Genomic DNA, 18,955 nt, shown 5'->3' with positions numbered 1-18,955 from the left:
CTATTTCCACTCAGGCGTTTCGTTCTTTGAGGGCGCGATCGGCCTCCCGTTTCATATCCCGCCGGGCGGCGTCCTCCCTCTTGTCGTACAGCTTTTTGCCCCGGCAAAGGCCTATCTGCACCTTTACCCGAGAGCCTTTAAAATACAGGGACAAGGGGATGAGGGTATAGCCCTGCTGCTTCATCACGCCGTACAGACGGAGGATTTCCTTCTTGTGCAGCAGCAGCCGGCGCACCCGCATGGGATCCCGGTTAAAGATATTTCCCTTTTCGTAGGGGCTGATATGCATGCCGTTAACAAAAATCTCGCCCTCCACTATGGAGCACCAGGCGTCCTTGAGGTTGACGGTGCCGGCCCGCAGAGCCTTGACCTCCGTTCCGGCCAGCTCAATGCCCGCCTCCATGGATTCCTCTACGAAGTAGTCGTGAAAGGCTTTTTTATTCGTGGTTATCGTTTTGGTGCTGACGTTTGGCAAGGCCGTTCACCTCCTTACATCGCTTGACGGATGGGTTTCCCATCTCGCGCGAGCTCTTGCCTGCTCAAAGGCCGTTTCCACACGGCGGAAATCCCCCCGCAGCCTACAGCTCGTTGCGTCCCTCCAGCGACCGGCGCAGGGTGACCTCGTCGGCGTACTCCAGATCGCCGCCCACCGGAATGCCGTAGGCCAGCCGGGTCACCTTGACCTGGAAAGGCTTGAGCAGCTTGGAGATATACATGGCCGTCGCTTCTCCCTCCACCGTGGGATTGGTGGCCATGATCACCTCCTGTACCTCTTCGTCTGCCACCCGGACCAGTAGTTCCTTGACCCGGATTTGATCCGGGCCCACGCCGTCCATAGGGGAGATGGTGCCGTGCAGCACGTGATACAGGCCCGCGTATTCCCGCGTGCGCTCAAAGGCCATGACATCCCGGGGATCCTCCACCACGCAGATGACAGAGGCATCTCGGTTGCCCGCCCGGCAGATGGGGCATAAATCCTGATCCGTCAGGTTCCGGCAGACCGCGCATTCGTGGATCTTTTCCCGCGCCTCGGTGATGGCGGAGACAAAATCCGCCGCGTTCTTCTCCGGCTGGTTCAGCAGGAAAAAAGCCAGCCGCTGGGCCGACTTGTGCCCGATGCCCGGCAGACGCTCAAGCTGTTCGATCAGCCGCTCCAGCGGCGCCACGCTGTAGGACATCGGCTCCCCCCTTCCTTCTGGCCGCCCGGTTTAAAACAATCCCGGCATGTTGATACCGCCGGTGATTTTCGACATTTCCGCCTCGGAGGTATCCACCGCCTGGCGGATGGCCTCGTTGACCGCGGCCATCACCAAATCCGCGAGCATGTCCACATCCTCGGGATCCACGACCTCCGGTTTGATCTCCAGCTTCTTGACGATGTGCTTGCCGTCCACCACGGCGGTCACCGCGCCGCCTCCGGCGGTGGCGGTGTACTCCCTTACGTCCAGCTCTTCCTGCAGCTTGCCCATTTCCTCCTGCATCTGCTGGGCCTGCTTAATCATGCTTTGCATGTTGCCGGGGCCGCCGCCCACGCCCTTGGGAAGTCTCGCTTTCATTGTCATAACCTGCCTTTTCTTTAATCCTTAAATTCCACGTCCAGGCCCTGGGCCCGGCTGTTTTGCAGAAAAGCCGCCAGCGGATCCTCCGGCGGCGGCGCCTGCCCGGCGGAGGATCCCGCCGCCGGCGCGCCGCTGCTCCGCTTGACGCCGATGCGGTGGTTCCGGCCGGTCACCGACCGGATGGCCCCCAGCAGGACGTTCTTGTTCCCGTCCCGGGTGACCAGCGCCTTGAACATATCGTTATCGGTGCAGATCAGCACGTAATCCCCCCGCAGCAGGGCGGTGGAATCCACCAGCACGCCGTACAGCGGCGGGCAGGTGCCGGACAGCGTGTCCAGTACGTCGTTCCATCTCTCGAAGGGCACCTCCTGATCAGTACCCAGGCTATCGCCGGCCGCCGGCCCTTCGTTACTGGGGAGCGGCGGGGCCTCGGGCTCGCCGCCTTCCGCCCGGGCCGCCGGACGAGACGGAGCCGCCGGCGCCTGCGGCGCCAGCGTCATACCCGATTTGATCGTATCCTCCAGCATCTTGACCCGACGCAGCAGGCTGTCCGCGCTGGCGTCCAAATCGGGGGAGCATAGGCGGAGCACCGCCATCTCCATCTCCACCCGGCGGGACACCCCGCCCCGCAGCCGCTCCAGCGCCTGCTGCAGCACGTTCATGCAGTGCAGGATGGCGGGCAGTTCGAACTGCTCCGCCTCCGCCGCCATCCGATGCAGCTCGGCGGGCGGTGCGACAATGAGGTCAGCGGCGTCTTTGACGCTTTTGAGAATCATCAGGTTGCGGAAATACTCCGTCCACTCGGCGCACAGCCGCTCCATGTCCTTGGACGCGTTGTACAGCCGGTCGATGAGGGCCAGGGCCGCGCCGCTGTCTCCGGCCCGCACGGCCGCCGACAGCTCGAACAAATACTCCCGGCCCGCCAGCCCGGTGGTCTCGGCCACCACGTCGGCAGTAATTTCCCGGGAACGGGAAACGCATTGATCCAGCAGGGACAGCGCATCCCGCAGCGCCCCGTCGGCCAGGCGGGCCAGCAGGGTGGCCGCCTCATCGGTGACGGTGAACTGCTCCTGACCCGCCACATACTGGATGCGCGCCGCGATGTCGGCCGGCTGAATGCGATGGAAATCGAACCGCTGGCAGCGGGACAGAATGGTGGCCGGCAGCTTATGCACCTCGGTGGTGGCCAGGATAAACACGACATGGGGCGGAGGCTCCTCCAGCGTCTTAAGCAGGGCGTTGAAGGCCCCGGTGGACAGCATGTGTACTTCGTCGATGATATACACCCGGTATTTGGCCACCGCAGGGGTGAAGTTGACCTCCTCGCGCAGATCCCGGATGTTGTCCACCCCGTTGTTGGACGCGGCGTCGATTTCCACCACATCCATGATGGCGCCGCTGTCGATGCCCTTGCAGATGTCGCACTCGTTGCAGGGGTCGCCGTCCACGGGATGGAGGCAGTTGACCGCCTTGGCCATAATCTTGGCGCAGGTGGTCTTGCCCGTCCCGCGGGACCCGGTGAACAGATACGCGTGGGCCAGACGGCCGGTCTGCAGTTCGTTTTTGAGGGCCGCCGTGATGTGGTTCTGCCCATACACGTCGGCGAACGCCTGGGGCCGCCATTTGCGGTACAGCACCTGATACATAAAGCCGCCTCCCTTCGATCAAATAAAACCGCATGCTCTCGGGTCATACGGACGGACAGGTTACCTGCGGCGCCCGGAAGCTACCGCTTAATGCTGCTCGGTTCCCCGCCTGACATGGTTCACGGCGCACCGTCGCACAGGACCCGCCCATCCGTATGCCCCAAAGCATGCGGTCTTTACATTTCGCTCTAAGAGTATACACCAATCGCCGCAAAAAATCAACTGTTGCCGGCCGGTTTCCGTCTCCTGCCAAAAAGCCCTCATCCCTAGGGATGAGGGCTTGCTTTGGAAAACCATTTATGCATTGGCTTTTTTCGCGAGGGCGGACTTTCTCCGTGCAGCGGTATTCTTGTGCAGGAGTCCCTTCGCGGCGGCCTGGTCAATCTTCTTCATGGCGATCCGGAGGATCTCCTCTTTGTTCTCGACGCCGGTCTCAAGAGCCGCGTTCGCCTTCTTCACTTCGGTTCTCAGGGCGGAACGGTTGGCCTTGTTGCGGGCGGTCTTCACAGCGATGACCTTCACACGCTTCTTGGCGGATTTAATGTTGGGCATGGTCACACCTCCTCTGCAAAAAAGATTATACTTCTAAATCACGCACGGATTATAATACCACGTCCAATTCGAAAAAGCAACTGTTTTTTTCGGAAAATTTCCAAAGGTGTATAGCCCCGCGGTTTTCGCAAATACTGAAACAAATCGATTTATCCGAAAACAAGGGGGACACCACCATGCAATTCCGCACCGACCTGGCCATTGAGGTGGCCGACGAAGCGCAGCATCTCACCGACGAGGACGTGGGAAAAGACACGTTTCGCGAAGGGGACACCTGCGTCACCCGCCTGCACATCCGCACCGATCGGGCCGCCCGGGCGCTGGGCAAGCCCCAGGGCGCTTATATCACCGTCGAGGTGCCTCCTCTGACAGACAACGAGGAAACCCTGGGAAAAGCCGCCGGCCTTGTGGCCAATGAGCTGACCGCCCTGCTGCCCGCCGAGGGCTCCGTGCTTGTGGTGGGGCTGGGCAACCGGGCCATCACCCCCGACGCCCTGGGCCCCGAGTCCGCCGACATGGTGCTGGCCACCCGCCACATCGGCGGCGAGTTCGCCCGCAGCGTGGGGCTGGACGACCTGCGCCCCACCGCCGTGCTCACCCCCGGCGTCCTGGGACAGACCGGCACCGAAAGCGGGGAAATCGTCCGGGGCGTCTGCACGGTGGTGCATCCCGTGGCCGTGGTGGTGGTGGACGCCCTGGCCGCGCGCAGCGTGGCCCGCCTGGGCTGCACCGTCCAGCTGTGCGACACCGGCATTGCCCCCGGCTCCGGTGTGGGCAATAACCGCCAGCCCCTGAATGCCGAAACCCTGGGCGTGCCGGTCATCGGCATGGGGGTGCCCACGGTGGTGGACGCCGCCACCATTGCCCGGGAATTCAGCGACCGGGGAGAGGAGGCGCCCGACCTCACCCCCCGCGGCGCTCAGATGATGGTCACCCCCCGGGAGGTGGATGTGATGATCCACCGGGCGGCCCGTCTGGTGGCCATGGCCATCAACGGCGCGCTGCAGCCCGATTATAACCCCCTGGAGCTCATCGCCGTGGCGAAGGGATAACCCGGCCGGCGGCCCGTGACGGGCCGCCGCTTTTTATGCCTCTCCGGTCCGCCCCCTCCGGCAGTTTTCAAAACAGCCGCCGTATGACTACTGTGGCCCTACTTGTATCCGCTTGCCCGTTGTGCTATAGTGGATGTACCGATTTTGAGGAAGGATGACCGATATGAAGCGCAAAACTCTCTGGCTGACAGCGGCGGCCTGCCTGCTGGCTCTGCTGATCGGCCTGACCGGCTGTTCCCCCAAAAAAGCTGCCCCCGGTTCCTCCGCGCCGGAGCAGAAAACCGTGACCATCGAGGTGATACATAAGGACAAAACCCAAAAGGAGTTTCAGATTCTCTCCGCGGCGGAGTACCTGGGCGACGCCCTGGTGGCCGAGGGGCTCGTCAAGGGCACCACAGGCGACTACGGCCTCTACATAGACACGGTGGACAATGAAACCGCCGACAAAAGTAAGGAAGAATGGTGGTGCATCACCAAAGGCGGACAAGCCGTCATGACCGGCATCAGCACCACCCCCTTTGCGGACGGGGACACCTTCGAGCTGACCCTGACCGTCGGCTATTGACGCCATATCAGACAGGAAGCGGCGGAAACACAGTTGTGTTCCCGCCGCTTTTGTTTATGTATAAGGCACGTATGCGTTTCTGCGTCACTTTCCCACGCAGAAACGGGCGAACACCTCGTCCACCACTGCCTCGGTAGCCCGCTCCCCCGTCAGCTCGAGCACCGCTGCAATCGCTTCGTCCACGCTCACCGACACGGCGTCCAGGGTCATCCCTCCCGCCAGGGCGGCCCGCGCCTCCCGCACGCCTTCCAGGCAGCGCTGCGCGCATTGCCGCTGCCGTTCGGTGGCCAGCAGGGGCTCCGCCCCGTCCAGACGTTCCACCCCGGTGACGGCCGCCACCTCGCGGCTCAAATCCTCCAGCCCCGTGCCCTCCCGGGCCGACAGGGTGACCAGCCGGGGAAACCGCTCGGCCAGGAAGTCCCTGTCCACCAGCGTCTCCTCGTCCGCCTTGCTGACGACGGCAATGGCCGCAGCCCCCCGCGCCGCCTCCGCCAGCGCCCGGTCGTCCTCGCTCAACGGACGGGAGCCGTCGAACACCGCCAGCACCAGGGCCGCCTGCTCCATCCGCTGCCTGGCCCGCTGCACGCCGATGCTTTCCACCGCATCGTTCGTTTCCCGGATGCCCGCCGTGTCCGACAGCCGGAGCACCACGTCCCCCAGGCGGACGGTTTCCTCCACCACGTCCCGGGTCGTGCCCGCCACCGGGGTGACGATACTTCTCTCGCACCCGGCCAGCCAGTTCATCAGGGTGGATTTCCCCACGTTGGGGCTTCCCACAATGACGGTGTCCACTCCTTCCCGCAGCACCCGCCCCGCGTCATAGGTGGCCAACAGGGAAGAGAGGCTCTCCTCCGCCCGGGCCAGCACGCCGTCCAACGCGGCTTCATCCAGCGCGGGGATATCCTCGTCCGGATAATCCACATAGGCGGAGAAATGGGCCGACAGCCCCACCAGCTCGTTTTTGACCGTTTCCATCCGTCGGTACAGGTTTCCCTCCCGGGCCGCCAGGGCCGTCCGGGCCGACAGCCGCCCGTCGGCCGCGATCAGTTCCATCACCGCCTCCGCCCGGGTCAGATCCAGCTTGCCGTTCAGGAAAGCTCGCCGGGTGAATTCGCCCGCGCCCGCTGGCCGCGCCCCCGCGGCCAGCACCGCCCGCAGCACCCGCCGGAGCAAATACAGCCCCCCGTGGCAGGACAGCTCCACCACGTCCTCCCCGGTATAGCTGTGCGGCGCGCGAAACACCAGGGCCACGCAGTCGTCGATGTCCCCCTCCTCGTCGAACACATGCCCATAGGCGGCGGTGTATCCCTTCAGCCCCGCCAGATCCCGTCCCGCTCGGCCGGGCCGGAACACCCGGGACGCCACCGCGACGGCCTCGTCCCCCGACAGACGGATAACGCCCAGCCCGGCGGGGGCGGGCGGGGTGGAAATGGCGGCAATGGTCTGGCTCATGAATCGCGGCTCCTTTATATACAATATAAAGCCAGTATACCCGCCCGGCCCGTCCTTGTCCAGTGGCCGCCCCCACTGTCTTAAGAAATTCTTTCGATCTCCACCGGTTGACAAATGCTGTGCATGTAGATATACTATGTATTGCATACTATACAAAGCATAGTATCCGACTGCAAAGGAGGTGCCTGTTTGGATACACAGCGGAAAAAAGGTCTGCTGGAAATCTGTGTCCTGGCGGTTTTGCAGAGGGAACCCTCCTATGGATACAAAATCATCGGCGACATCACCCCCTGCATCGATATTTCCGAATCTACCCTGTACCCCATTCTCAAACGGCTGGAAACCGCCGGCTGCCTCATCACCTTTACCCAGGAGCACAACGGCCGCCTGCGGAAATACTACGCCATCACCGACGAGGGCCGGCGGCGTATCACCGCGTTTCTCGAGGAGTGGGACGAACTGCGCAGCGTCTACGCCTTTATTCAAAACGGTGGCGTGGCCCCGCAGCCCCTGCCGGGAACCGGCCCCCCTCAAACGCCCGCCCCTTCCAAATCAACCGGAAAGGACTTGGAATCCTCATGACAAAAAATGAATTCCTTCAGCAGCTGCTGCCCCGGATCACGGGCCTTCCCGCCACCGAGCAGCAGCGGATCCTGGATTACTACAACGAACTTGTCCTGGATGGCGTGGAAAGCGGCCGGGACGAGGAGGCCATCGTCGCCGGTTTCGGCAGCGTGGAGGATGCCGCCTGTAAAATCTGGGAGGACTACGCCGCTCCGCCGATCAAAACCCGGAGCAGCGGGATGCGCATCCTCATCGGCGTCGCCTGGTTTTTCGGCGGCATCATCGGGCTTCCCCTGGTCCTGGCGGCCGGCGTGCTCTATCTGTGCGGCTGGATTGTGCTGCTGTCCCTGGCCATCACGGCCGTGTCCCTGCTCCTCGGCGGGGTCGCCTCCTGCGCCATGATGCTGGCCATCCTCGGTCAGGCACCCCAGGCCGCCCTGTTCCAGTTCGGCGCCGGCGTGCTGATCATCGGGCTGGGTATCCTGTCAAGCGTGGGCGTCTTCCATCTGTTCCGGCTCTATTGGGTGTTCAGCCGCAGGCTGTCCGCCTCCATCTCCAGGGCTTTTGCCCGGAAAGGGGTGCGCTATGCGTCTTAAAAGTAAAACCTTCCTGGTCATCGGCGGCGCCCTGTGTGCCTTTGGCACCATATTCTGTGCCATCATTCTCGCCATTGGCCAATTTGATTTTATGAAGGTGATATCTGTGGAGAAATACGAGGACAAGGTGTATACCCTCTCGGCTGACACCCTGACCGCACTGAACCTGGACATCCAGAACCAGCGGGTCGTCTTCCAGCCCGCCGCCGGCTCCGACATCGTCATCCGCTACCGCGAGTTTGCCAGCGATACCTATACCTTCGAGCAGCAGGGCGCCTCCCTGAACGTGACCCACCGCTGCGATCAGAAATGGTACCAGAGCCTGGTGCAGGGCATGTTCGGCGGCATCGCCCGGGCGAGCCAGTCCATCACCGTGGAGGTGCCGCCCCAGTACGCCGGCCTCCTGAACGCCCGCACCACCAACGCCTCCCTCACCGCCGACAGCCTGCCGAAGCTGACCGAATGCCGCCTGGCCACCACCAACGGCACCCTGCGGGTCTCGGATATCACCGCCGACACCTTCATTCTCTCCACCACCAACGCCGGCGTGCATCTGGATCGCCTGCAGGGCGCGGCCCTCTTTGTCACCTCCACCAACGGCAGCATCCACCTGGCCGATTTGGCCATGACCGGCGAGCTGACCGCCCGCACCACCAACGCCAGCCTCCAGGCCGACCGGGTGGAGGCGGCCGCCGGCCAGTTCAACACCACCAACGGCTCCCTGGCGCTGCGCAACGGCAGCTTTAGCGGCACGGTGTCCGCCGGCACCACCAACGCCTCTCTCAAAACCGACGCGGTGGAAGCCCCGGAAGCGGATTTCACCACCCAGAGCGGCAGCGTCCGCCTGGAGAATTCCCGCTTTGCCGCGCGCGTGTCGGTGCGCACCACCAACGCCGGCATCCGGGTGGAACAGCTCGCCTCCCCGGATATCCGGCTGTCCAGCACCAACGGTTCCATCAAAGGCACCATCGCCGGCAGCCAGCAGGATTATTCCATCGTGACCAACACCACCAACGGCTCCGCGTCCCCCTCCTCGGTCATCAACAAGCAGGCCCCGGGGCAGCTCAACGCCACCACCTCCAACTCCAGCATAACGCTCACCTTTACCGGCGCCTAATCCGCCGCGCTTCTAAAACGCCTCCGGTCGTCTAACGGCCGGAGGCGTTTCGTGTTTATTTTGAACGGGCATGGGCGTTCTGCCGCCGGTACACGCTTGGCGAAACCGAAAAGACGTCCTTGAAGCACTTGGAAAAATACGCGATGTCGTCATAGCCAGACGCAACGGCGATGGCTGTGACGGATTCCGCGCTGGTTTCCAGCAGCATGGCCGCGTTTTGCAGGCGGACGCGGTTGATATAGTTGGCGGGGGACAGGGAGAAGTAGCGCCGGAACAGGCGGTAAACCTGCGCGGGAGAGCAGCACAGATATCCGGCCAAATCGTCGGCGCGGATCGGCTCCCGGAAATGCGCCGCGACGTATTCCTGGATCCGGATCATCGTCCTGTCGGGATCCGCCCGCCTTTTGGATACGCGCAGCAGCCGCTCGAGGATCTGGTAGGCGGCGGCGTATCCCGCGCAGATATTGTCCGCGTACCGAATGGCGGCGATGTGCGCCGCCAGAGCCTCGTTTTCCTCCGGCGGAAACAGCCGGGGGAACTCATAGAGATCCTCCAACCGGTAGAAGGTGTTCACCCGCACGTGCATCGACACCCAATGCGCGCGCATGACGTGCTCGCTTCCATTGTGGTGGATAATCCGCTGAAAGCAATTGGCCGGAGCGATAAACGCGCCGCCCTGTCCGGTGGATACCAGCGCCTTGTGATCGAGGCCGATTTCGTAATACCCATGCAGGGCCTGCACAACGGACAGGCAGGGCAGGGTCTTGCGATGCTCCACACCTTCCAGGTCGCAGGCGAAGCCCGCGGAAAACAGCTGGCTGATTTCCACCGATTGCATATCGACGCTCATACCACAACTCCTTGTTTGATAGTATATTACAAAACTATGATACTATATTTATACGCAAAATGCAATCTATGCGATAAAATGCTACAAGGAAGGAGCGTGGATGTTATGCGATTTCAAACGGCCAGCGCCACCCCGCGTCCGGTACGGCTTGCCCCGGCCACAAGGCAATGGGCCTGGAACTCCCTGCACGGGCTCTATGGGGACGACGCCGCGCGCACTCCCTGCGTTTCTCTGGACGAAATCGACGGGTTTTCCTCCATGCCGCCCTTGGCCCAATACGACGCCGCCATCCGGCAAATCGCCCGGCAGGCGCCGATCCGGATTTGCCCGGAGGAGCGGATCAGCGGCGCCGCCACCCTTGGAGCCGCCATCGACTACGCCGTCCCCGCCGCCTATCGGGGAGCCTGCCTGTTTCCCGGCGTCAACCATTTAACCATCCGTTACGACCGGGTGTTGAAAGAGGGCCTGGAAGCGTATAAGCGGGATATCACCGCGCGTCTCGCCCTGGCCGCCGACGGGCAGGAGACCGCCTTTCTGCGCAGCCTGGACAACGTCGTCGAAGCCCTCCGCGTCTGGCACGCCCGCTATCTGGACGCGGTCCGGGAGGAAAAGCCGGCGGTCTATCGGGTGCTGCAGCGGGTGCCGTTTGCCCCGGCGCGGAATTTTCTCGAAGCGGTGCAGGCGCTCTGGTTCATTTTCGCCTTTGTCCGCCTGTGCGGCAACTGGCCGGGCATCGGACGGATCGACTGGCTGCTGGGCGACTACCTGCAAAAGGATTTGGCCGCCGGCGTCCTGACCAAACCCGAAGCCCGGGAAATTCTCGCCTCCTTTTTCATCAAAGGCTGCGAGTGGATCCAATCCCAGCCCCGGCCGGGTTCGGGGGACGCCCAGCATTATCAGAACATTGTTCTGGCCGGGATCGACGCCGCCGGCCGGGAGGTGACCAACGACGTCACTTACCTGGTGCTGGATATCGTGGAGGAGCTGGCCATTGCCGATTTCCCCATCACCGTGCGGCTGAACAGCCGTTCCCCCGAACGGCTGCTGCGCAAAACCGCCCAGGTGATGCGGCACGGCGGCGGCATCGTCGCGGTGTATAACGAGGATCTGATTCTGCGGGCGCTGAAAAACGAAGGTTATCCGGAAAGCGAGGCGAGAAGCTTCGCCAACGACGGCTGCTGGGAAATCCAGATTCCCGGCAAAACCGACTTTGCCTATATGCCCTTCGATGCCCTGCAGGTGTTCAACCGCGTCCTCGGCGTCGATTCCGACGGCCCCGTCCCCGCCTATCCCAGCGCGGAGTCCCTCTATCAGGCCTTTCTGGAAGAGCTGAAGCAAACGGTGGAGCAGCTCTATCAGTCTCATGTCCGCGACGTTTTCTGCTGCACGAACGGACGCTGGCGCCGCCGGGAGGCCGCCTCGCCGTCCTCGGTCGTCAGCCTGTTCGAGGATGGCTGCATCGAGAACACGGCGCCCTACTTCGCCCTTGGCCCCGTTTATACCGTCCGCTCCCCCCACATCGGCGGCGCGCCCGACGTCGCCAACTCCCTGTACGCGCTGCAAAAGGCGGTCTTTGAGGAAAAAAGGCTGTCCCTGCGCGATATGGTGACCCTCCTGCGCGGCAACTGGGAGGGGGCGGAGGCCCTGCGGCTGTATATGAAAACCCACTATGTATATTACGGCAACGATTCCGACGAGGCGGACGCTTGGCATACCCGTCTGCTTGACGACTTTGCCGCCATCGTCGGGCGGTGCGGCGGGGGAGAGGGCTGCCCCGTGAAATTTATCCCCGGGGTCAGCACCTTCGGCCGCCAGATCGCCTGGCTGCCCAATCGAAGCGCCACCGCCTTCGGCTGCCGGCGCGGCGATATCCTGGCGGGGAACGATTCCCCCACCCCCGGCACCGACAGCGCGGGGGCCACAGCCATCATCCGATCCTACTGCAAGGCGGATCTGGAAAAACAATCCTGCGGCGCCGCGCTGGATATCCGGATTTTCCCCGACACCCTGCGGGGGGAAAATGGTATCGCCGCCCTAAAGGCCCTGCTGCGCGGGTTCGTCCAGCTGAACGGCTGCTTTATGCAGCTCGACACCGTCGACGCGCAGACCCTGCGGGAAGCGCAGCGGGATCCGGAGACCTATAAAACCCTGTCGGTGCGCGTCTCCGGCTGGAACGCCCGCTTCATCACCCTGGAAAAGGAGTGGCAGTCCATGATCATCGAGCGCACGGCGCAGGGCCTGTGAGGGGGTGCCGTCCATGAGAGAAAACCGCCTTCCCGTGACCCAAATCCAGCGGTTTTGCACCCACGACGGCCCCGGTCTGCGCACGACGGTTTTTCTGAAGGGCTGCCCCCTGCGCTGCGTGTGGTGCCATAACCCGGAAACCCAGTCCGCCCTGCCCGAGTTTTTCTATAATGAAGCCCTGTGCATCGGCTGCGGCGCCTGCCAAAGCGTCTGTCCCGCGGGCGCGCACGCCCTCTCTTCGGGGGAACACCGGATCGACCGGGACGCGTGCGTGGGGTGCATGGCCTGCGCCCGCGCCTGTCCCTCCGGGGCGCTGGAGGCCTGCGCGGCCGAACCATCCATCGGGGACATCCTGAACGCCGTCCTGCGCGATCGCGCGTTTTTCGGCCAGTCCGGCGGCCTCACCCTTTCCGGCGGGGAGCCCCTGCTTCACGCCGGCCCGGTGTGCCGCCTCCTCCGGGAGGCGAAAACCGCCGGCCTGCATACCGCCGTGGAAACCTGCGGCTTTTTCGAGGAAGCCTGGCTGAGCGAGGCGGTGCCGGTCACGGATTTGTTCCTGTGGGACTTCAAAGACAGCGACGAGGGTCGGCACCTGGCCAACACCGGCGTTTCCCTGCAGCCGATTTTGAAAAACCTGCGCGCGGCGGATGAACAGGGGGCCTCCATCCGGCTGCGCTGCATCCTCATCCGGTCGGTGAACCTGACGCGGGAGCACCTGGAGGCCATCGCCGGCCTATACGCCTCCCTCCGGCACGCCGAGGGGGTCGAACTGCTGCCGTATCACACCTACGGCGCCTCCAAGGGGCGGCAGCTCGGCCGCGAAAACGCCGCCCGTCCCGACTGGATCCCCACACAGGCCGATTTGAAAAGCGCCAAGGCCTTTCTGCGCCGGCATGTGCGGCTCCTCAACCCCTGAAAAACCGCCCGAACGACAATCGTTCGGGCGGTTTTCGCATATTCCCGCCGCCACCCGCATACACATGGATATTGGTACGGGTACACACCCTCGGGACATCCCGCCGTCCGGCGGGCGGAAAGGCAGGGACATGCAAATGAAAGACGCTTATAAGAAGGCAGGGAAACGCCTGGCGGGGATATTGACCGCCGCCTGCTGCGTGGGCCTGGCCGTGGGACATATCTCCCTCGACGATTTGACCTCCTGGGGCCGGACGGCCGCCATGCTGTCGGTGGGCCTGATGCAGCCGGCCGGCGGCGCGGAGGCCCTCAGTGAGCGCCTGGATCGCACGCCGGACAAGGGGGCCGCCGCCACCACCGCGCCCACCTCCACCAACACCACCGCCGCCACTACCGCCGGATCCGGCACCTCGCAGCCCACCACCTCCACGACGACACCCCCTACAACCGGCACCATTCCTCCCAAAAAGGAGGGCGGCGGCGTGGTGAAGGAGCTGAAAATGGGGCTGGGATCCGATTTTGTCCAGGGCGTGGCTATCAAGAACTCCAGCGGCAAAACCTTCGACATCGCCAAGGAAATTCAAATAAAGCCCAATTTTAAAATCAAGAACTCCGCGGAGCCGCAGGTCCTGATTGTGCACACGCACACCACCGAGGCGTATATGTCCTATTACGCCGGCTATTATAACGAGGGGGACGGCGGCCGCTCCAAGGATGAAAGCAAAAACGTCTGCGCCGTGGGCGAGGCCATCGCCGCCGAGCTGCGCGCCGCGGGCATCGGCGTCATTCACGACACCACCATTCACGACAACCCCAAATACACCGGCGCCTATACCCGTTCCGAGGAAACGGTTAAAAAAAACCTGAAGCAATACCCCAGTATTCAGGTGGTGCTGGACGTCCACCGGGACGGCATCATGATCGACAACACCACCAAAGCCAAGCCCACCGTCACCATCAACGGAAAAAAGGCCGCCCAAACCATGATCATCGTGGGCACCGTGAGCACGTCCGCCCTGCCGCACCCCAATTGGCAGGACAATTTTCATTTTGCGCTCCAGCTGCAAAAGGCAGCCGTGGCCAAGTACGAGGGCCTGATGCGCCCCGTTTCGGTGGTTGCCAGCCGGTATAACCAGCACCTGGCCCGCGGCTACCTGCTGGTGGAAATGGGCAGCGAGGGAAACACCCTGGACGAGGCGGTATATTCCGGCCAGATGCTGGGCAAAACATTGGGAGAAGTCCTGCAAACCCTGAAGTAATCCGGCCCCGCCGGCTATAGGAGCGACCTCCCATGAGTAAAAAAGCCTCCCGGCGCCGCTGGCGCGCCTTCGGTTCCGCCTTTATGCTGACCCTGTGCCTGTTGATCCTCGGCGCCGGCTGCCTGGTGGCGGAATACAACACCCGGCGCACCGCCTTTGGCGACGCCCGTATACAGATGGACTATCGGATACAGGACGGCAAGGTGACGATCCGCACCCCCTCCGCCGAAACGGATTACGCCCTGCCCGGCTGGGCGGAGGACTGGGCCGGCCGGGCCTGGACGCTGCTGCCCGCCCGGGTGCGCGCCGCCGCCTGGTTTACCGAGTCGGAGCAGGCCGCCTCGCCCCTGCTGATTCAGTGGGTGCTGGATCTGCAAAAAGACTGGGCCAAGGATTATCGCCGCTGAGTGCCGTAAAGCGCTCTTCCGTGGGTAAAAGCCCGCCGCGCAACCACCGGTTGCCGAAATGCCCGCCTCTGTTGGTTGCCAAACCGGCCCGCTTGTGAGACAATACAGGCAACGACAACCACGAAACGGAGGGCAACCCATGGAATTTCGGAGAAAAGCTGCGCACCCTGCGGCGCGAAAAGGGTCTGTCACAGGAGGAATTGGCGGCGATGGTGGGCGCTTCCCGCCAGGCCTTGTCCAAGTGGGAGGCCGGCCAGTCCCGGCCGGAACTGGACAAGCTGCTGGCGCTCAGCGACATCTTCAGCGTCACGATGGACTCCCTGGTGCGCCCGGGCGGCCCGGAACCGCAGCCGGATCCGCCGGCCTCGCCGTCCCTGGGCTGGTGGTATCATGGCCCCGTCATCGAATACAAAAGCGCGCGGACTCTGCGCGGCCTGCCCCTGGTGCATATCAATCTCGGCCCGGGAAAACGGCGGGCCCGCGGTGTTCTGGCCATCGGCAATGTGGCTACCGGTTTGGTGTCCGTTGGATTTGTCGCACGCGGCGGCCTCTCCCTCGGCATCCTGAGTCTGGGCGTTCTCAGCATCGGCCCCCTGGCCGTTGGCCTGCTGGCGGTCGGCGCCCTCGCGCTGGGGGTAGCGTCCGTTGGCGCGGTGGCGATCGGCCTGTTCGCCGTCGGCGGCTGCGCCGTGGCCTCCCATGTCGCGATCGGGGACGTGGCCAGGGGCCATGTGGCTGTCGGCCGGGATGTCCGCGGCGCCTTCACCCTGGCGGATCCCGCCTTCTCCAGCCGCCGCACCCTGACCGCCGAACAGGTGCACCGCCTAATCCGTTCCGCTTATCCTCAGCTTTGGGATTGGCTGGTCGGCCTTCTGACCGCCATGTTCCCATAATAAAGACCGGCCTCCTGCTGTGGAGGCCGGTCTTCCAGCTTGTCGATAAAGTCGACAAGCTGCTGGACGGGGACGCCGGATCACGGCGGCTCACTAACGTTCGCCTTGTTCCCTCTGTCCCCGCCAGTGCCACCCCTGCTCTTGAAAACCGGCGGAAACACGTGTGTTTCCGCCGGTTTTCGCCTATAAGGTGTGTTTGCGAGGCACATGTCCTCGCAAACACGGATCGGTAACCCGCCCCCGCTTTTTTCGTTTTCCAAATGGCGGATTCCCCTTTTTTGACAGACTGAAAGACCGGCCTCCTGCTACGGAGGCCGGTCTTCTTTACGGACTCAATAATTCTTCGCGACCATCTGGAAATAGGCGCGGGGATGGGAACACACCGGGCAAACCTCCGGCGCTTCGAGCCCCTCATGGATATGGCCGCAGTTGGCGCACTGCCAGTACACCTTGCCGTCCTTTTCAAAGACGCGGCCCTCTTCGATGTTCTTGAGCAGCTTGCGGTACCGCTCCTCGTGCTCCTTTTCGATCTTGCCGACCTCCTCAAACAGGAAGGCGATGTGATCAAAGCCCTCTTCCCGGGCCTCCTTCGCAAAGGTGGCGTACATGTCGGTCCACTCGTAATTCTCGCCCGCCGCCGCGTCCTCCAGGTTGGCCGCCGTGTCACCGATACCGTCGTGCAGCAGCTTGAACCAGATTTTCGCGTGCTCCTTCTCGTTGTTGGCGGTCTCCAGGAACAGGGCGGCAATCTGCTCGTACCCGTCCTTCTTGGCCTTGGAGGCGTAATAGGTGTACTTGTTGCGGGCCTGGGATTCCCCGGCAAACGCCGCCGCGAGATTGGCCTCGGTCTTGGTGCCCTTCAGATTTTCCATGTGCATAACCTCTTTCTATGTAAAATTAAATGGAACCGCTTGCGGATTTGTCCGCCCGGCGGCAAGCCTCGCACTGTCCCCAGATGACCAGCCGGCAGCCCGACACTGCCGCCCCCGTCTTCTGCCGGATCTGATCGAGAAGCCCCGGCTCCAGGCCGAGGCATAAATCCACCGCCCGGCCGCAGGTTTCGCAGATCATATGCTCATGGGGATCCAGCCGCCCGTCGTACCGATCGGAGCCATCGGGAACCGCCACCCGCCGCAGTCGGCCGCAGGTCTCCAGCTGCCGCAGATTGCGGTACACTGTGGCCAGGCTGAGCGCGGGGTTGTCCGGCTTAAGCCGCTGATACAGCTCTTCCGCCGTGGGATGCCCGCCGCCCTGTGTCACCGCGTCCCAGATGAGCTGCCGTTGTCTGGAATAGTTCATAGCCAACTTCCATTCAGACTTAAGAATGATAACAATTCCTGATTTATTTCCATAATAACCCATTCTTTTCAAAAAGTCAACCCTTTTCGACACTTTTTAAACAAAAAAGCCGGAGAGCACACGCTCTCCGGCCCTTTGTATCCTATTTAATCGTCGTCCAGCTTGAGCACCGCCATGAAGGCCTCCTGCGGCACCTCCACGCTGCCCAGCTGCCGCATCCGCTTCTTGCCTTCCTTCTGCTTTTCCAGCAGCTTCTTTTTCCGGGTGATATCGCCGCCGTAGCATTTGGCCAGCACATCCTTGCGCATGGCGCGCACCGTTTCCCGGGCGATGATCTTGCCGCCGATGGCCGCCTGAATCGGCACCTCGAACAGCTGGCGGGGGATGTTGTCCTTAAGCCGCTCGCAAAGCTTGCGGCCCCGGGCGTAGGCGCTTTCCGCAAACACGATAAAGGACAGCGCGTCCACAATCTCGCCGTTAAGCAGAATATCCAGCTTGACCAGCTCGGATTGGGCATACCCCTTCAGCTCGTAATCGAAGCTGGCGTATCCCTTGGTTCGGGATTTCAGCGCGTCGAAGAAATCGTAGACGATTTCATTAAGGGGCAGCTCATAATGAATGTCCACCCGGGTGGGATCCAAATACTTCATGTCCCGGAACACGCCCCGCCGCTCCTGGCACAACTCCATGATGTTGCCCACATAGTCGGTGGGGGCTAGGATGTGCGCGTCGGCAATGGGTTCCTCCGCCATGGCCACGGCGCCGGGCTCCGGGTAGTTGGTGGGGTTGTCGATGAGCATCTCGGTGCCGTCGGTCAGGGTGATGCGGTAAATGACGCTGGGCGCGGTGGTGATGAGATCCAAATCGTATTCCCGCTCCAGCCGTTCCTGGACGATTTCCATATGCAGCAGCCCCAGAAAGCCGCACCGGAACCCAAATCCCAGGGCCGCGGAGGTCTCCGGCTCGAAGGTCAGGGACGCGTCGTTGAGCTGCAGGCGGGCCAGGGCCTCCCGCAAGTCCTGATAATGGGCGCCGTCCGCCGGATAAATGCCGCAGAATACCATGGGATTGGCCTTGCGGTAGCCCGGCAGCGGCTGGGCGGCCGGCCTGTCCGCGCGGGTGACGGTGTCGCCCACCCGGGCCTCGCTGACCGTTTTGATGGAAGCGGCGATATAGCCCACCTGGCCCGCCTGCAGTACGCCGCAGGGCTCCAGTCGCCCGGGGCGCATCAGCCCCACCTCCACCACGTCGAACTGCGCGCCGGTGGCCATCATCCGGATGGTGTCGCCCGCCCGCACCTCGCCGTCCATGACACGGATGTACACGATGACCCCGCGATAGCTGTCGTAGTAGCTGTCAAATATCAGCGCCTGCAGCGGCGCGCCGTCATCCCCCTTGGGAGGCGGAATCTGCCGCACCACCGCCTCCAGCACCTGCTCGACGTTCAGCCCCGATTTGGCGGATATCAGCGGGGCGTTTTCCGCCTCGATGCCGATGACGTCCTCGATTTCCTTGCGCACCCGCTCGGGGTCGGCGGCGGGGAGATCGATCTTGTTGACCACCGGCACGATTTCCAGTCCGTGCTCCGCGGCCAGATAGGTGTTGGCCAGTGTCTGCGCCTCGATACCCTGGGAAGCGTCCACCACCAGCAGCGCGCCCTCGCAGGCCGCCAGGGAACGGGACACCTCGTAGTTGAAATCCACGTGGCCGGGGGTGTCGATGAGATTGAACACATAGGTCTGCCCGTCCTGCGCGGTATAGGAAAGGGTGACGGCGTGGGCCTTGATGGTGATCCCCCGCTCCCGTTCCAGATCCATGCTGTCCAGCAGCTGATCCTCCATGTCCCGCAGAGCCACCGCCTGGGTTTTCTCCAGAATGCGGTCGGCCAGGGTAGACTTGCCGTGATCGATATGGGCGATAATGCAAAAGTTCCGGGTCAGCTCGCGGGATACCGCCAAATTCAACACCTCAATTGCCGTTCGTTT

Annotated in this window: 20 protein-coding genes and 1 other RNA gene; 10 read left to right on the top strand and 11 right to left on the bottom strand. The window is 63.0% G+C overall.

The annotated features are described in order from the left end of the window. Positions 1-10: 10 nt before the first annotated feature. The 6 genes from smpB to rpsT all read right to left on the bottom strand — a co-directional run bounded on the left by smpB (position 11) and on the right by rpsT (position 3,757). Complete coding sequence (gene smpB, locus ACSAMM_RS13460; protein WP_178722859.1) at positions 11-475, bottom strand: SsrA-binding protein SmpB; 465 nt, start codon at positions 473-475, stop codon at positions 11-13. A 103-nt stretch (positions 476-578) separates the two neighbouring features. Then, entirely contained in the window at positions 579-1,178 is a 600-nt protein-coding gene (recR, locus tag ACSAMM_RS13455) for a recombination mediator RecR (protein WP_457791815.1), read from the bottom strand. Between the two features lie 30 nt (positions 1,179-1,208). Continuing rightward, entirely contained in the window at positions 1,209-1,556 is a 348-nt protein-coding gene (locus ACSAMM_RS13450) for a YbaB/EbfC family nucleoid-associated protein (RefSeq protein WP_178722863.1), read from the bottom strand. A 20-nt stretch (positions 1,557-1,576) separates the two neighbouring features. Next, positions 1,577-3,205, bottom strand: coding sequence for a DNA polymerase III subunit gamma/tau (gene dnaX, locus ACSAMM_RS13445; protein ID WP_178722864.1), 1,629 nt, complete (start codon positions 3,203-3,205; stop codon positions 1,577-1,579). A gap of 50 nt (positions 3,206-3,255) precedes the next feature. Further along, positions 3,256-3,354: signal recognition particle sRNA small type (gene ffs, locus ACSAMM_RS13440), an RNA gene on the bottom strand. A gap of 148 nt (positions 3,355-3,502) precedes the next feature. Further along, positions 3,503-3,757: a 30S ribosomal protein S20 gene (rpsT, locus tag ACSAMM_RS13435; RefSeq protein ID WP_178722866.1), complete on the bottom strand. Its 255-nt coding sequence runs from the start codon at positions 3,755-3,757 to the stop codon at positions 3,503-3,505. A 176-nt stretch (positions 3,758-3,933) separates the two neighbouring features. On the opposite strand from rpsT, the gene gpr reads away from it, so the two are divergent. Together gpr and ACSAMM_RS13425 are read left to right on the top strand one after the other, a co-directional pair. Beyond that, a complete protein-coding gene (gpr, locus tag ACSAMM_RS13430; protein ID WP_178722869.1) occupies positions 3,934-4,809 on the top strand; it encodes a GPR endopeptidase in 876 nt (291 codons plus the stop codon). Positions 4,810-4,972: 163 nt separating this feature from the next. Continuing rightward, the gene (locus tag ACSAMM_RS13425; protein ID WP_457791813.1) at positions 4,973-5,374 is read left to right on the top strand and encodes a DUF4430 domain-containing protein; all 402 of its coding nucleotides are present in this window, start codon (positions 4,973-4,975) and stop codon (positions 5,372-5,374) included. Between the two features lie 84 nt (positions 5,375-5,458). Here ACSAMM_RS13425 and mnmE read toward each other — a convergent pair whose 3' ends face one another. Further along, positions 5,459-6,826 (bottom strand): tRNA uridine-5-carboxymethylaminomethyl(34) synthesis GTPase MnmE, encoded by a 1,368-nt coding sequence (gene mnmE / locus ACSAMM_RS13420; RefSeq protein WP_457791811.1) that lies wholly within the window; start codon positions 6,824-6,826, stop codon positions 5,459-5,461. 189 nt (positions 6,827-7,015) lie between these two features. On the opposite strand from mnmE, the gene ACSAMM_RS13415 reads away from it, so the two are divergent. The 3 genes from ACSAMM_RS13415 to ACSAMM_RS13405 are packed head-to-tail and all read left to right on the top strand — an operon-like array spanning position 7,016 to position 9,103. After that, the gene (locus tag ACSAMM_RS13415; RefSeq protein ID WP_457791809.1) at positions 7,016-7,408 is read left to right on the top strand and encodes a PadR family transcriptional regulator; all 393 of its coding nucleotides are present in this window, start codon (positions 7,016-7,018) and stop codon (positions 7,406-7,408) included. Next, complete coding sequence (locus tag ACSAMM_RS13410; RefSeq protein WP_457791807.1) at positions 7,405-7,986, top strand: DUF1700 domain-containing protein; 582 nt, start codon at positions 7,405-7,407, stop codon at positions 7,984-7,986. The genes ACSAMM_RS13415 and ACSAMM_RS13410 overlap by 4 nt, the downstream gene beginning before the upstream one ends. Continuing rightward, the gene (locus ACSAMM_RS13405) at positions 7,976-9,103 is read left to right on the top strand and encodes a DUF4097 family beta strand repeat-containing protein (protein ID WP_457791805.1); all 1,128 of its coding nucleotides are present in this window, start codon (positions 7,976-7,978) and stop codon (positions 9,101-9,103) included. Before ACSAMM_RS13410 ends, ACSAMM_RS13405 begins: the two co-directional genes overlap by 11 nt. Positions 9,104-9,158: 55 nt before the next feature. Here the strand turns inward: ACSAMM_RS13405 and ACSAMM_RS13400 are convergent, their stop codons facing one another. Next, positions 9,159-9,953, bottom strand: coding sequence for a helix-turn-helix domain-containing protein (locus tag ACSAMM_RS13400; RefSeq protein ID WP_178722882.1), 795 nt, complete (start codon positions 9,951-9,953; stop codon positions 9,159-9,161). A 105-nt stretch (positions 9,954-10,058) separates the two neighbouring features. On the opposite strand from ACSAMM_RS13400, the gene ACSAMM_RS13395 reads away from it, so the two are divergent. The 5 genes from ACSAMM_RS13395 (at position 10,059) to ACSAMM_RS13375 (ending at position 15,671) form a co-directional block, all read left to right on the top strand. Beyond that, positions 10,059-12,197: a pyruvate formate lyase family protein gene (locus ACSAMM_RS13395; protein ID WP_457791803.1), complete on the top strand. Its 2,139-nt coding sequence runs from the start codon at positions 10,059-10,061 to the stop codon at positions 12,195-12,197. Between the two features lie 13 nt (positions 12,198-12,210). Then, positions 12,211-13,113 (top strand): glycyl-radical enzyme activating protein, encoded by a 903-nt coding sequence (locus tag ACSAMM_RS13390; protein ID WP_457791802.1) that lies wholly within the window; start codon positions 12,211-12,213, stop codon positions 13,111-13,113. A gap of 130 nt (positions 13,114-13,243) precedes the next feature. Beyond that, a complete protein-coding gene (gene spoIIP, locus ACSAMM_RS13385; protein WP_457791801.1) occupies positions 13,244-14,371 on the top strand; it encodes a stage II sporulation protein P in 1,128 nt (375 codons plus the stop codon). Positions 14,372-14,403: 32 nt separating this feature from the next. After that, positions 14,404-14,778, top strand: a complete 375-nt coding sequence (locus ACSAMM_RS13380; protein WP_178721517.1) for a hypothetical protein — start codon at positions 14,404-14,406, stop codon at positions 14,776-14,778. Between the two features lie 158 nt (positions 14,779-14,936). Continuing rightward, positions 14,937-15,671 (top strand): helix-turn-helix domain-containing protein, encoded by a 735-nt coding sequence (locus ACSAMM_RS13375; RefSeq protein WP_457792195.1) that lies wholly within the window; start codon positions 14,937-14,939, stop codon positions 15,669-15,671. Positions 15,672-16,003: 332 nt separating this feature from the next. Here the strand turns inward: ACSAMM_RS13375 and rbr are convergent, their stop codons facing one another. The 3 genes from rbr to lepA all read right to left on the bottom strand — a co-directional run bounded on the left by rbr (position 16,004) and on the right by lepA (position 18,928). Then, the gene (gene rbr / locus ACSAMM_RS13370) at positions 16,004-16,543 is read right to left on the bottom strand and encodes a rubrerythrin (protein WP_178721514.1); all 540 of its coding nucleotides are present in this window, start codon (positions 16,541-16,543) and stop codon (positions 16,004-16,006) included. A 25-nt stretch (positions 16,544-16,568) separates the two neighbouring features. Next, positions 16,569-16,970, bottom strand: coding sequence for a Fur family transcriptional regulator (locus ACSAMM_RS13365; protein ID WP_457791799.1), 402 nt, complete (start codon positions 16,968-16,970; stop codon positions 16,569-16,571). Positions 16,971-17,116: 146 nt separating this feature from the next. Next, positions 17,117-18,928 carry a translation elongation factor 4 gene (gene lepA, locus ACSAMM_RS13360; RefSeq protein ID WP_457792193.1) on the bottom strand — a complete coding sequence of 604 codons (1,812 nt, stop codon included), beginning with the start codon at positions 18,926-18,928 and terminating at the stop codon, positions 17,117-17,119. Positions 18,929-18,955 lie beyond the last annotated feature (27 nt).

The sequence above is a fragment of the Anaeromassilibacillus sp. SJQ-5 genome, assembly GCF_054108045.1.
This window is presented reverse-complemented; position numbering and strand designations above follow the sequence as displayed.

What these genes read in the sequence shown, in the direction of transcription:
- rbr (WP_178721514.1), bottom strand. Translation starts at nt 16,543, where the DNA reads ATGGAAAATCTGAAGGGCACCAAGACCGAGGCCAATCTCGCGGCGGCG.
- ACSAMM_RS13395 (WP_457791803.1), top strand. Translation starts at nt 10,059, where the DNA reads ATGCGATTTCAAACGGCCAGCGCCACCCCGCGTCCGGTACGGCTTGCC.
- ACSAMM_RS13410 (WP_457791807.1), top strand. Translation starts at nt 7,405, where the DNA reads ATGACAAAAAATGAATTCCTTCAGCAGCTGCTGCCCCGGATCACGGGC.
- gpr (WP_178722869.1), top strand. Translation starts at nt 3,934, where the DNA reads ATGCAATTCCGCACCGACCTGGCCATTGAGGTGGCCGACGAAGCGCAG.
- rpsT (WP_178722866.1), bottom strand. Translation starts at nt 3,757, where the DNA reads ATGCCCAACATTAAATCCGCCAAGAAGCGTGTGAAGGTCATCGCTGTG.
- ACSAMM_RS13450 (WP_178722863.1), bottom strand. Translation starts at nt 1,556, where the DNA reads ATGAAAGCGAGACTTCCCAAGGGCGTGGGCGGCGGCCCCGGCAACATG.
- ACSAMM_RS13380 (WP_178721517.1), top strand. Translation starts at nt 14,404, where the DNA reads ATGAGTAAAAAAGCCTCCCGGCGCCGCTGGCGCGCCTTCGGTTCCGCC.
- ACSAMM_RS13425 (WP_457791813.1), top strand. Translation starts at nt 4,973, where the DNA reads ATGAAGCGCAAAACTCTCTGGCTGACAGCGGCGGCCTGCCTGCTGGCT.
- ACSAMM_RS13390 (WP_457791802.1), top strand. Translation starts at nt 12,211, where the DNA reads ATGAGAGAAAACCGCCTTCCCGTGACCCAAATCCAGCGGTTTTGCACC.
- recR (WP_457791815.1), bottom strand. Translation starts at nt 1,178, where the DNA reads ATGTCCTACAGCGTGGCGCCGCTGGAGCGGCTGATCGAACAGCTTGAG.
- dnaX (WP_178722864.1), bottom strand. Translation starts at nt 3,205, where the DNA reads ATGTATCAGGTGCTGTACCGCAAATGGCGGCCCCAGGCGTTCGCCGAC.
- ACSAMM_RS13405 (WP_457791805.1), top strand. Translation starts at nt 7,976, where the DNA reads ATGCGTCTTAAAAGTAAAACCTTCCTGGTCATCGGCGGCGCCCTGTGT.
- ACSAMM_RS13365 (WP_457791799.1), bottom strand. Translation starts at nt 16,970, where the DNA reads ATGAACTATTCCAGACAACGGCAGCTCATCTGGGACGCGGTGACACAG.
- mnmE (WP_457791811.1), bottom strand. Translation starts at nt 6,826, where the DNA reads ATGAGCCAGACCATTGCCGCCATTTCCACCCCGCCCGCCCCCGCCGGG.
- ACSAMM_RS13400 (WP_178722882.1), bottom strand. Translation starts at nt 9,953, where the DNA reads ATGAGCGTCGATATGCAATCGGTGGAAATCAGCCAGCTGTTTTCCGCG.
- spoIIP (WP_457791801.1), top strand. Translation starts at nt 13,244, where the DNA reads ATGCAAATGAAAGACGCTTATAAGAAGGCAGGGAAACGCCTGGCGGGG.